The sequence below is a fragment of the Vibrio sp. 5S239 genome, assembly GCF_041439575.1.
Classification (GTDB): Bacteria; Pseudomonadota; Gammaproteobacteria; order Enterobacterales; family Vibrionaceae; genus Vibrio; species Vibrio kanaloae.
Genome location: NZ_JBGOOM010000024.1, coordinates 1 through 12,280 on the forward strand (window position 1 = coordinate 1; position 12,280 = coordinate 12,280).

The following is a 12,280-nucleotide window of genomic DNA, read 5'->3' on the forward strand; positions in this document are numbered from 1 at the left end:
TGCCTTGTATAAATACCCAGCAACTCGCTGCAAAAATCAGCTCGAAAGATCAACATGCTCTAAGTAAGGATGAAATAGACAAAACAAAGCCCGCAGGTCCTTATTCGGATCTGCGGGCTTTGCTGTATAGAAGTATGACTGGTTCAGAACACGTTAGGTGTTCTTTGAGTTATACATCTTATCGAAGTTCTTCTGATTCCATCCGACCATCACTTGATCGCCGATTTTCAGTACAGGTATAGAGCGAGCACCCATTGCCTGTAATTCTTTACGGCCACGCTGCATCTTTGCGTTCGTTAGGCGGTATTCAATTTTTTTAGAGTCCAAATAGCGCTGGGCATCTTTGCAGTGTGGGCATTTGTCTGCGACGTACAATACAACACGTTTCATTTTTACATTCTCTTGCTGAGTCTAGCTCTTGGTGAATCTTGCTAAAGTGTAACGAATCCTAGGTGATTAGAAAAGTGTGATCAGTTACACTATGCGGCTCAAATTTCAAGACCACAACGTATTGTCGTGGCGTAACTTGTACGGTCTTTCAAAATGCATCCTTCTTTACGCTATATTCAAGGTTATCCTAAACACATTATCGACCCGGTGACTCAACTTATAGAGTCGGGTAAATTAGTGCCTTGGTTTGAAGCTCGCTACCCAAAGAATCATGATATAAAAAGTGAGAAGGCCCTGTTTGATTATGCGATTGAGATTAAAAATCGCTACATGAAGAAAACACCACCCATCAGCAAAGTGATTTACGACGGGAAGATACACCTAATCAATAATGCATTAGGCCTCCACTCTTATGTTGCAAAGAATCACGGTGGCAAGATCAAATCGAAGAATGAAATTCGTATCGCCAGTGTGTTTAGAAATGCACCAGAACCTTTGCTCCGAATGCTGGTAGTGCATGAACTGGCGCACATCAAAGAGAAAGAGCACGACAAAGCCTTTTACCAACTATGCTGTCACATGGAACCGGAATATCATCAACTTGAGTTAGATGCCCGCTTATTCATGATGTATTTAGATTTAAAGAAGTAGCCTAATGAGCCAATCACAAAATAGAACCACGCTAAGCCTGTCGAAAAACAGCACCTCTGATAAAAACCGTAACAATGCGGATTCAAAAGCGGCTGGACAGAATAAAGCCAAGCAAGTTTCTAGTAAACCAACCAATAATAAAGGCGGAGCGGGTAAAGCACCGTTTAAAAAAGGCACTTCGAATAAGAGCACACCAAAAAGATCGAGCGGTTCGCAAAAGCTTTCAGGCACGAAACGAACGGGTGGTTCACAACGTAACAAGAATACGGCTAAACCTGCGAGTGGACTGCACCCAAGAAACCAACATACAGGTCGTTACGACTTCGAATTTTTGGTTTCTGCGTTACCTGAGTTGAAAGAGCACTTGATTAAGAACCCTGTCGGTGAAGATACGATCAATTTCTCGGATCCATTGGCCGTTAAGTTACTTAACAAGGCGCTACTAGCACATCACTATGGCGTTAAGCACTGGGACATTCCCGCGGGTTACCTATGTCCGCCAATTCCAGGCCGAGCAGATTACATCCATAGAGTGGCAGACATCCTTAACAGCGATGGTCAAGGCGAACCTTATCATCACGCATCTGTGAAAGCATTAGATATTGGTGTTGGCGCAAACTGTATCTACCCAATTATTGGCACGACAGAATACAAATGGCGTTGCACGGGTACCGATGTTGACCCTGTATCCATAAAAACAGCAAACTTCATCGCAGAAAGTAATGCGAACCTAAAGGGTAAGATCCGAGCACGCTTGCAAGCAGACTCTGAAGCTATCTTTAAAGGTGTGATTAAGGATAATGAACGTTACGATGTCACTATTTGTAACCCTCCATTCCACGGCTCTTTAGAAGAAGCGGAAAAAGGGTCACAGCGTAAACTTGATAATCTAGCGGCAAATCGCGCTAAGAAAGCAGGCAAGTCATTCAAGCCAGAATCTAAAAAATCGTACGCGAAACAAGATAAGCCAACGTTGAACTTCGGTGGACAAAAAGCAGAGTTGTGGTGCCCGGGTGGCGAAGCCGCCTTCATTATGAAAATGGCGCGAGAGAGCCAACTCTTCGCTACGCAAGTTCTGTGGTTTACTACGTTGATTTCTAAGAAAGACAACGTTGATATGATTCGTTCAGAGCTTGGTAAGTTAAGAGCAAAACAAGTGAAAGTAATAGAGATGTCGCAAGGCCAAAAGGTAAGTCGCTTTGTTGCGTGGAGCTTTATGGATGATGAGCAGAGACAAGAGTGGATTGCGCTTAAATAACACTTCCATACCAGAAAGTATCTAATAGATTACATAAGAAAGCGGGCTTGTTGTTCATTCAACAAGCCCGTTTTTATATTCCAGCGAGTCTAAGTGGAGAGCAACTCGTCTAATTTGGTTTGGTACTTCTTCTCAAGCGCGCTGTTTCCGGCTTTGTTTTCCAGTTCGACCAATATTTGAAGGGATGGAATTTGATAGCCATAGCGCTGGTGGAACTTGAACAGACGAAGCCTCGCGTTATTATAATCTGCTTCACTTACTTCAATCTTTGATAGCTGTAATATCGACTTTGCTCGATTCGGATCGTGGTCAATAGCACGTGTGAAGTAATACTTTGCTTGGTCAGTATTACCGGCTTTAAATGCGCAAAAGGCCGCATTCTCATAACTGGCAGAGACTAAATAATAATAGGGTTGGTCGATGGCTCGGTTGAAGTATTTGTCAGCCTGCTCATACTCGCCTTGTTTACACAAAAACGTACCGTAGTTATTCAATACATTTCCGTTTCTTGAATCTAAACTTAGCGCCTTTTGATATGTGGATCTTGCTTCGTCTACTTCGCCAACTTTTTCATAGTAATGCGCCATAGAGAGTCGTGCTCTGTAATAACTAGGCGCATGCTTGATCGCTAACTCTAGGTTTTCACGAGCTCTAACCATATTGTCTTGCCCCATGTAACCTAAGCCTAACTCAATGCGGGACTCAGACATCGCAATTGGGTCACTTTCTATTTTAGGTGGACCTTCAGTGACAGAGACGCAGCCTATTAGTGAAAGAGATGTGAATAATATGAAATGTGATAAAAATGACTTGGCAGGCATGTGCAGCTCCTTATGAACACCAGCCCATCATATGGAATCGAATAAGTCGAAGTATTAAATCTGCTATGGAATGCGAGCCACTTACCATAAAAAATCCGCATCCAATTGGCTTTATTATCAACAACCTATTGAATACAGATCTCTATGGCTGACAAAAATAACTTGCCGTTTAATCGTCTTTGGTGAAATTGTCTTCGCTGAAGTGATCCAAATCGTAAGGTGTCTGTTGGTAAACGCAGTAGTTTAGCCAATTTGAAAATAATAAGTGACCATGACTACGCCAGCTGGCAATAGGCTTATTATCTGGATTGTTGTTTGGGTAATAGTTGATAGGGATAACCGGCTCCATGCCTTCACCTAAGTCACGAATATACTCATTATGAAGTGTATGAGCATCATATTCCGGGTGACCTGTTACAAACACGTTCCGCTTGTCTTTGGTTGCTGCCAAATATACTCCCGCCACATCGGAAGTCGCAAGAACATCGAGATCGGTATGCTCGGTTAAGTATTCTTGAGAGAAGTCGGCATAGCGTGAATGAGGCGCTAAGAACGTATCATCAAAGCCACGTAAAATAGGGTGAAATGGGTTATGTATTTCGTGACTGTAAACACCAGACAGCTTGTCTTTACGAGTGCGTTTTGGCAAATCATACAGCAATTTCAAACCAGCTTGAGCTGCCCAACATACATACAGAGTCGACGTAACGTGTTTGTTTGCCCATTCCATGATGGTTTGTAGATGTTCCCAATAGATAACATCTTCAAATTGGACTAAACCAAGCGGCGCACCAGTGATGATCAGCCCATCAAAATTACGATTTTTTACCATCTCAAATTGACGATAAAAGTTATCAAGGTGCTCCGTCGGTGTGTTCTTACTTGGCCGGTCGTCGATGCGCAGCAGTTCTACATCTACTTGCAATGGACTGTTTGATAGCAGGCGTAAGAATTGAGTTTCTGTTTCAATTTTCTTCGGCATTAGGTTGAGGATCAAGACTCGAAGTGGACGAATTTCCTGTGTCGATGCTCTTGATAGCGGCATAACAAAAATTTTTTCTTCACGAAGAACATCGGATGCGGGCAATTGGTCTGGAATGCGAATAGGCACAGCTTTCTCCCTAAGCTAGATATGTAGACGTCTATACATCTAAATCTATAATAGTTTGACACGCTTGTCGATATACAAAATGGATAGATGTAAATTATTTGTGTTTTCTATCAGAAACAATCCATCGATTTCAAGTCGCGTACCATCATGTCGAACGACTATCCGAGTCGGATATAGGGTGTGTGTAAGTGACGAAAGATAGTTATTAGAGCAAGCGACAAACATTTAAGATAAACTTACGTTTTCAAATTAGCCTGCAAAGTGATAGATGAAGTTAATACTCATTCGAGGGCTGCCCGGTTCCGGCAAGTCAACAAAAGCGCAAACCTACGATGCACTGCATGTCGAAGCCGATATGTATTTTGTGAATGATCAAGGAGTGTATCAGTTTGATCCTAGGCGATTACAACAAGCCCATGAGTGGTGTCAGAACACCGTGGAAAAAGGCTTGAAACAAGGGCTAGATGTTGTTGTATCAAATACCTTTATCAAGCAGTGGGAAATGAAGGCTTACCGCCAACTCGCACTTAAATATAAAGCAGATTTGATTATAGAAGTGTGTAGAGAGCAATTTGGCAGCATTCACGACATCGAACCATCCGTGATTAAGCGCATGGCAAAAGATTGGCAAGAATAACCCGCTATTTCTGGCTAATGAGTTAACGCAAAGAACGAAGAAAAATTAGGTAATACACAATTATTAGGTAGTACACATGGCAAAGCGATCGGCTATCGTCGATATGACATCTTACGGCATCTACACGACGTGGGATTCTAAATCTAAAGATCTTCCCAAAATCCAAGAGTTCACCACCATCGTTGGTGCCGAAATTGACGTAGAGTTTGGTTATATTCTGAATATTAAAAAAGCCAAAGGCGAAAAGATCTGCTACTGCATTTATCACCCGAACATCACCACAGACAAAGGCGAAGTGCTAGAACCATTCGATGGGGAAGAGTATGTCGGCAACAACGATTGGGATTTCTATCTAGGCGATACTATTTGGGCCCCTGTATCGAATAAAATCGGTAAATGGAGAATGACGGTCGAACTGAAAGGCAACATCATTGCAGATAAAACTTTCGATCTGGTCGCGAAAGATGAAGGTCAGTTCTGGAAACGTAGAGGTTTCTAGGTTCGAACTTCTGGCTAAATTCAGACAACAAAAAGCCGAGTCACATGTGAACTCGGCTTTTTGATATGAGTCAGTTAGTAGTGTACACCTATCTCACAAGTAAGATTATTGTGTTACGTAAGCCATAACAAACTCAGTGATTGAGACCATGTCTTTCACTGCAATATACTCTTCAGTGGTGTGAACTTTTGCCATTCCAGTAGAAAGGTTAACGGTTGTTAGACCTTTAGCATTAAAGTTATTTGCATCGCTACCGCCACCAGTACGTTTGGTGTTTGCAGTTACGCCAAGTTTCTCGAATGCCGATTTGATAGAAAGAATATGCGGGTGATCGTCTGCAATCACGAATGCATCATAAGCACGAGTTGATTCGATTTCCACTTCGGCGCCAAATTGCTTCGCGCTTGCTTCGAATGTCGAAATCATATGCTCAACTTGAGCAGTTAGCTTCTCACCGTTCAGTGAACGCGCTTCTGCTACTACTTTAAGCTCCGGCATTACGATGTTCGTCGCTTGACCACCTTCAACAATACCCACGTTTGCTGTTGTTTCTTCATCGATACGAAGCAGGTTCATCTTGGTGATTGCGTCTGCAGCTACTTGAATTGCGCTAATGCCTTCTTCTGGTGCCAAGCCAGCATGAGCCGGGCGGCCTTTGATTGTCGCGGTTACCTTCTGTTGACCTGGTGCAGCATTTACGATCGTACCAATCGGGCCACCTGTATCTAGAACGATAGCGTGCTCAGATTGAATGTAAGACATATCGAAATTCAGAGAACCGAATAAACCGCCTTCTTCGAATACTGTGAATGCGATTTCAATGGTTTTGTGCGCTTGTCCTTCAGCTTGAATGCAACGAACCGCTTCCATGATAGCTGCGATACCAGACTTGTCGTCGCCACCTAGAATTGTGTTGCCTTTTGAACGGATGATGCCGTCTTCAATGATTGGCTCAATGCCGATACCTGGCGTTACTGTGTCCATGTGGCAACTGAATACTGTGCTGCCTGGAAGAGTGCCATCTAGACGAGCGTAGATGTTGAAACCATTCGACACTTGTGCAGGAACGGCCAGCTTATGTACGTCAAAGCCGAGTTCACCTAGCTGCTCAGCCAGTGCTTCCGCGATGGCTTTTTCGTTGCGTGATTCACTATCGATTTTCACAAGATCGCAGAAATGGTCGACAAGACGTTGTTCATTAATTTGGGTCATTGTTAATTCTCATTATGTTTCCGCTCATTCGTCAGAAGTCACGGCTAAGGAACAGGAAAATCACTATAACGCCAATGTGCCAGATGAATGACTGAGTTAAATCAAAAAGTTGCCTGATTATTCTAATTAGTCAGAATAACCTTGTTCAGTTCGTCGAACTGATAACATTTTAATCTGTGTAGGCCTCGTGTATAATTAGTTTCTAATATGGATAAACAGCAGTGATATGGTCTTTAAATTTGTAACGGTCTTAATACATGAATAAAAACAACGTTTTAGGTTCATTTCTACTCGTTGTGACAATGAGTGCCATATTCGGGCTTTATTTGCTGTATCCGCTCAATGATGTGGACTTTAGTCCTCCTCAAGCCGACAGTACTTCTGCCTACACTCCAGAAAAAGAACTCTCTCAAACTGAATATGGAAAAAAGTTAATTCATATTCTCGGTTTGTCACGCAGTTCCCCATCTGTTGCAAAACATCAACTTGATCTACTTCGGCCGCCCACTGGCATTAATGACAAAGCAATATACCAAGCTTATCGACTTATGATTTTGTCGAATGTCGCTCAACATCAACGAGATGCCGACGCCGTGATGTCCTACGTAGAGCAAATAAAAACGTTGTCTGAGCATGAAGATATGTTGTGGTTGAAGTCAGAATCATTGGTTGAATCTGCGATTGAATATCTCAAGAAAGGGGAACTTGCAATCGCTGAAATTGAAATTCGATCCGCGATAAGCATTGCTGAATCTATTCGTTATGATCAGTTATTGGTTAAAGCGTATAACACCGCGGGAGCGATTAATAACGTGCGAAACGACTTGCAAGACGCTCAGTACTTTCTCTATAAAGGGCTGCAACTTGGCAAGCAGTATCCAACGCATATTTATAATAGCAAGCTTATGTCGAACATGGCGCTGCTCTACATTTATTTAGAGGATTGGCCTAAAGCCCTGCGTATTATCGAGAAATCAAAAAAGCTCTATTTTAACAGTGACTTACTTGAAGATGACGCGATTGGCATCCTTTACATAAACGAGTCATTTGTGTATTTAAGCAGTGGCGATGTGACTAATGGCCGAATTGCTTATGAAAAGGCAAAAGCACTCGATAGCAAAAAAGTCACTGCTCGATACAAAATCTTATTACTGAGAACCTACAGTGATGTACTGCTATCAGAGGGCAATTTCAGCAAAGCATTACAAGTGGCTAATCAATGTCTTCAAGCGCCGAATATTAAGAAGTACACGTTTCAAAACGGGCAGTGTTACCTAAGCCGCGCGTTAGCAAATATTGGACTAGATCAAGATAACGCCATATTGGATGATCTTGAACGAGCACTTGTAATCTTTGAAGTGGTTGGGAGCAGAAGTTGGAAGGTGCTAGGCTTAAAAACACTGGCTGAATATTACGAATCTCAGGGTGCCCTTGATACTGCACTGAGTTACTACAAACAATATTATCATGGCAACAAAGCGTTATTGTTTGATAAAAGGCAGAGTGACATTTTCTTACTAGAACAAGACAATGCAAAGAAGGCACTCGCTAACGAAAATGAATTACTCAATACAGAAAAAGACCTCAACGAGTTGCTGCTTCAAAAGGAACAACTGAGAAACAGAATTGTGGTGACATTGATTATAATGGTCAGCATTAGTGCTGGATTACTGGCGATTAGGCTTCGCAGCACTCAAAGTAAAAATAAAGCGCTGGTCACTCAATCTACGACGTGTGCGCTAACGGGTCTATACAACAGACGCTGTTTAGAGCAGTTGTTAACTCAGCCAGTATCTTTTAATGCTTCACGGTTTGGAATCAGTCTAGCTATTCTAGATCTTGACCACTTTAAGCGCGTTAATGACACCTTTGGACATGATGTTGGTGATGAGGTTTTAGTGGAAGTCGCAAGGCGAGTAAAGCAACACTTATTTCCAAATGACGCAGTGTCTCGCTGGGGTGGTGAAGAATTTGTTATACTGCTGTCTGGTTCCATTGATCCTGAGCAACAGTTGAACGTTATCCGTTTAGCCATTTCCGAAACCCCCATTGATACGCAATCCGGCTCTTTAGACCTCACCACGTCGATAGGGGCGTCGATTGGTATTGCTCATGAGCAACTCAATCAAGATACTTACAAGAAGTACCTCAAAGCTGCGGATGATGCATTGTATCAAACGAAAGAGTCGGGTAGGAATCAAGTCATCATCGCTGAAAGTTAATCGCTAATCAGGAAACAAAAAGTCATTCTGCTCTTCGTGAGATAAGAATGGCTTCTGGAACACTCTGAGATCGCTAGTATCAAAATTTGAGTGAGAAGTAGGGTTTACTTAGCGATATGTCGAGTTTATCTATATCAACATTTTCTATATGAGTTATTCAGCGGCACCTTGCAGCATTTCAACCAGTTCGCCCTCTGTAGCCGGTTCTCTTGATAGTTCATAGTGATTACAGCATTCAAAGGTCGTGATTCTGGTTGGCAACTCTCGCTCTTTTGCTTGCCACGTGAGGCTTTTCTACATACGCTAGCCACTATCTTAATACCCATACAGACGTGATTGTGTTGGAAAATGACTAATATCTTTATCGTTGTAATTATTCTGGTTGTGTTCTTCTACTTTATCCAAAAGTATCTAGTGAAGCATGATGATACTAAAGATCATGCTTATCAGAAAAAAGGGTCGTTGATGTCGGCGCAACAGGCGACATTTTATAACGCACTTAAATCCGCTGTGGGCAATCATGGTGAAGTGTTTGCCAAGGTCAGCATGTCGAACGTTCTTGTCCCCGCTAAGGCTAATAACAAGAAGAATTGGTTTATCGCCAACAACAAAATCTCACGTAGCTACTTTGATTTTGTGGTCTGCGACCCGCGAACGTTAGAGCCTCGCGTGATTATTGAACTTGATAACGGCAAAGAGCTCAACAAGGGAAAGGCCGATCGAGAAAAGCTACTGATTCACGTGTGTAAATCGGCAGGCTTACCACTGATTGGTGCATCTATTAAACACAGCTATCAAGTGAGCCGTTTGAAACGGTTACTGGCAGCACACATCGATTTAATTGAACCATCAAAAGAAGTTCGATTCTGTAAAAAATGTGGTAGCCCGATGATCATCAAGTTAGCAAGTCAAGGCGACCATAAAGGCCGACGCTTTTTCACTTGTAGCCGTCAGCCGAACTGTACGTATACCGAGAACTACAATGTGGTGTTCGATGTGGATGACGAATAAAGTAAAGTCAGGCTCACATTGAGTGTGATGCAACTCAACTTTATTTACGTTTTGCGTCTAAAAAATCAACGCATTGATGCGAATAAGAGCAAACGGTTGATTCAAGTGTAATTTTAACTTGCACCACGATAAATCAGTCGTTAATATCTTTCTCGTTCTAAAGGAATGCGTCCGTAGCTCAGTTGGTTAGAGTACCGCCTTGACATGGCGGGGGTCGGTGATTCGAGTTCACTCGGACGCACCATTCCTTCTTTAGTTTTTATTTCATAACTATTGAGTTTGTCACAATGGTAGTAATAAGAAATTAGAACATTGCCCGCTTAGCTCAGTTGGTTAGAGTACTTGCATGACATGCAAGGTGTCACTGGTTCGAGTCCAGTAGCGGGCACCAAATTATACAAAAGAGCCCACCTAGTGTGGGCTTTTTTGTGTCTGCAATTCCTTGCTTTATCGAGTACTTACCTTCTGGGGTTTTATGAGGCTTTGTATGTATTGCTATCCGATAGGGCTGGTAGTTTTAGCGAGGGCTAGCGTGGTGAGGAAGGTCAAAGACCTTAGCAATTATATGAGTGTCGCCACTATCATCGACCTACCTTCTAATCTTCTATATCGCTTGTCTGGGTTTAAACGAAAGCTAAGCCTGCCAAAGGGTATGAGTCTAAATAAACCCAGTGCTGAGCTTATAGACGACCAATTTAGTCTAAACATAATTAAATTTTTCATATCGATTAAGAAAAAATAATGAAAGGTGATATGTAAAGTTAAGCTGTAAGTAATGGACTATCTAATAAATATAGCGATGCAAGTTATATTTCTCATCTATGGTTTGTTTATCATATATATGTAAATATATAGAGTTTTTGAGTATCACACCCGAAGCTGGCGAATGTACTAGGGTGTGACTACCTTAAATGTAAGAGAGTATTATTGGGCCAAATCAGCGATAAATGTTTGCTTGTAACTTACACTGGTTTGTAGCTCTTTTTTAATCCATTGGTTAAACAAGCTAAAGTCAGAATGTAATTGCCAGAAAAGGGATGCAATAACTCGTTTACCAAAAAAATCAGGGTGGTCTGTAATGACCTTCAGTTTATTTTCTTTTACGTTACTTTCAATAAGAAACCCAGGTAAAAAAGCGATGCCTTTTTGAGCATTACATAAATCAATGATGGTTTCTAAATCATCCAATCGCCATAGATTATACGAAGCGATGTTCGACAAATTAAGAAGCTCTTCACACCCATCCATTAGCAGAACACGCTTCAATGAAGCGTGAGCCTTAAAGGATGCTAAGTCTTTGTGGGCTACCCACCAACAGTTGACGTGGAATAGCTCTTCTATATTAAAGTCGTTATTTGTTTTGTGATATGGGTTACCTAAGGCTAGGTCTATCTTCCCCTCGTTAATATAATTACCTAAAACGAAACTTGGCTTAGTAACAACAAGTAAGTCGACATTAGGAAACTCTTCTGAAAATGCCAATAATGTATTTCTAACGTTTTTATTAAACACCAGTGGATCTATACCTACTCGGTAAACTATTTGGTCTGATATATTCATTTGTTTTGCAATTGTAACTAACTCACGATATTTCGAAACAATAGGTAAAGATAACTGGAATAGGCGCTCTCCTTTCTCGGTTAACCAGACTTTAGAGTATTGTCTATTAAATAAATTGAAACCCAAGTCAGACTCAAGGTTTTGAACTGCTGTGCTAACTGTTGACTGAGATTTCCCAAGCTTACGGGCTGCAGAGCTAAATGAACCTTCCTCAACTACCGCTATGAACGAAACAATATTTTCGAAATGTAGTTTCATGATTCCACTAACCTTCTGACATAAATAAATTGTATTTTTATTATTTGTTGATTCAAAAAACAATAGCGTGATGATACTCGTATTTCAACAAGTTTTATAATAAAGAACGATGATTTAAATCCAAGGGTGTGTTTTAAGGTTATATAAACTAAATATAATTAATATTATTGATCTACCTCTTACTATTTAAAGTAATATAAATTTAGATTCATATTGGCACTGAAAGTGTGACTTTGCTTAAGTTGTTGTAATTTAAGTTATTTTTTGTAGTGCTTGTTTTTGGTTATCGTTTTTTTTGATCGTTTTTTGCTCTACCTATAGATTAAATCGATAGAGGGTATTTTCCATAGTGTGAAGGTGCTAATTATAATAGCGACGAATTTTCAACATCCCTTATAGGAAAAATAATGATTACTAAGCTATACGTTAAAACAAGCATGTTTTTATCACAGTTCAAGAACGATGATCGCGGAGTAACTGCAATTGAATATGGTCTTATTGCAGTAGCAATGGCTGTATTAGTAACTGCAGCAGTAGGCCCTACTGGTTTTATTGGAAAACTTGAAACCGCTTTTGCGCAAGTAGCTACCGCTATTGGTACTGCTAGCGAGTAACATCAAGCCTTATTGGCTAATGTAGAATATATCGAA

12 protein-coding genes and 2 tRNA genes are annotated in these 12,280 nt (G+C 41.2%); 9 read left to right on the top strand and 5 right to left on the bottom strand.

Translation table 11 applies throughout. The features are described from left to right. Window positions 1-153: 153 nt before the first annotated feature. Complete coding sequence (locus ACED48_RS16330; protein WP_004734934.1) at window positions 154-390, bottom strand: glutaredoxin family protein; 237 nt, start codon at window positions 388-390, stop codon at window positions 154-156. A 153-nt stretch (window positions 391-543) separates the two neighbouring features. On the opposite strand from ACED48_RS16330, the gene ACED48_RS16335 reads away from it, so the two are divergent. Further along, on the top strand, window positions 544-1,041 hold the full coding sequence (locus ACED48_RS16335; RefSeq protein WP_017057410.1) for a YgjP-like metallopeptidase domain-containing protein: 498 nt from the start codon (window positions 544-546) through the stop codon (window positions 1,039-1,041). Between the two features lie 4 nt (window positions 1,042-1,045). Beyond that, complete coding sequence (gene rlmF, locus ACED48_RS16340) at window positions 1,046-2,299, top strand: 23S rRNA (adenine(1618)-N(6))-methyltransferase RlmF (protein WP_017057409.1); 1,254 nt, start codon at window positions 1,046-1,048, stop codon at window positions 2,297-2,299. A gap of 89 nt (window positions 2,300-2,388) precedes the next feature. Here rlmF and pilW read toward each other — a convergent pair whose 3' ends face one another. Beyond that, a complete protein-coding gene (gene pilW / locus ACED48_RS16345; RefSeq protein WP_017057408.1) occupies window positions 2,389-3,120 on the bottom strand; it encodes a type IV pilus biogenesis/stability protein PilW in 732 nt (243 codons plus the stop codon). A gap of 169 nt (window positions 3,121-3,289) precedes the next feature. Then, the gene (metA, locus tag ACED48_RS16350) at window positions 3,290-4,231 is read right to left on the bottom strand and encodes a homoserine O-succinyltransferase (RefSeq protein ID WP_017057407.1); all 942 of its coding nucleotides are present in this window, start codon (window positions 4,229-4,231) and stop codon (window positions 3,290-3,292) included. Window positions 4,232-4,499: 268 nt separating this feature from the next. On the opposite strand from metA, the gene ACED48_RS16355 reads away from it, so the two are divergent. Both ACED48_RS16355 and ACED48_RS16360 read left to right on the top strand, forming a co-directional pair. Beyond that, window positions 4,500-4,868: an ATP-binding protein gene (locus tag ACED48_RS16355; RefSeq protein WP_017057406.1), complete on the top strand. Its 369-nt coding sequence runs from the start codon at window positions 4,500-4,502 to the stop codon at window positions 4,866-4,868. A gap of 76 nt (window positions 4,869-4,944) precedes the next feature. Next, window positions 4,945-5,367, top strand: coding sequence for a DUF3859 domain-containing protein (locus ACED48_RS16360; RefSeq protein WP_017057405.1), 423 nt, complete (start codon window positions 4,945-4,947; stop codon window positions 5,365-5,367). A gap of 105 nt (window positions 5,368-5,472) precedes the next feature. Here ACED48_RS16360 and ACED48_RS16365 read toward each other — a convergent pair whose 3' ends face one another. Continuing rightward, on the bottom strand, window positions 5,473-6,579 hold the full coding sequence (locus ACED48_RS16365) for a M20/M25/M40 family metallo-hydrolase (RefSeq protein WP_017057404.1): 1,107 nt from the start codon (window positions 6,577-6,579) through the stop codon (window positions 5,473-5,475). 257 nt (window positions 6,580-6,836) lie between these two features. Between ACED48_RS16365 and ACED48_RS16370 the strand changes: the two genes are divergently transcribed. The 4 genes from ACED48_RS16370 (at window position 6,837) to ACED48_RS16385 (ending at window position 10,203) form a co-directional block, all read left to right on the top strand. Continuing rightward, a complete protein-coding gene (locus tag ACED48_RS16370; RefSeq protein ID WP_017057403.1) occupies window positions 6,837-8,801 on the top strand; it encodes a GGDEF domain-containing protein in 1,965 nt (654 codons plus the stop codon). 348 nt (window positions 8,802-9,149) lie between these two features. Continuing rightward, a complete protein-coding gene (locus ACED48_RS16375; protein ID WP_017057402.1) occupies window positions 9,150-9,812 on the top strand; it encodes a DUF2726 domain-containing protein in 663 nt (220 codons plus the stop codon). A 167-nt stretch (window positions 9,813-9,979) separates the two neighbouring features. After that, window positions 9,980-10,056, top strand: a tRNA-Val gene (locus tag ACED48_RS16380). 70 nt (window positions 10,057-10,126) lie between these two features. After that, window positions 10,127-10,203, top strand: a tRNA-Val gene (locus ACED48_RS16385). 533 nt (window positions 10,204-10,736) lie between these two features. Here the strand turns inward: ACED48_RS16385 and ACED48_RS16390 are convergent. Continuing rightward, the gene (locus tag ACED48_RS16390) at window positions 10,737-11,630 is read right to left on the bottom strand and encodes a LysR family transcriptional regulator (protein ID WP_017057400.1); all 894 of its coding nucleotides are present in this window, start codon (window positions 11,628-11,630) and stop codon (window positions 10,737-10,739) included. Window positions 11,631-12,037: 407 nt separating this feature from the next. Between ACED48_RS16390 and ACED48_RS16395 the strand changes: the two genes are divergently transcribed. Further along, window positions 12,038-12,244, top strand: coding sequence for a Flp family type IVb pilin (locus ACED48_RS16395; protein WP_017057399.1), 207 nt, complete (start codon window positions 12,038-12,040; stop codon window positions 12,242-12,244). Window positions 12,245-12,280: the final 36 nt, after the last annotated feature.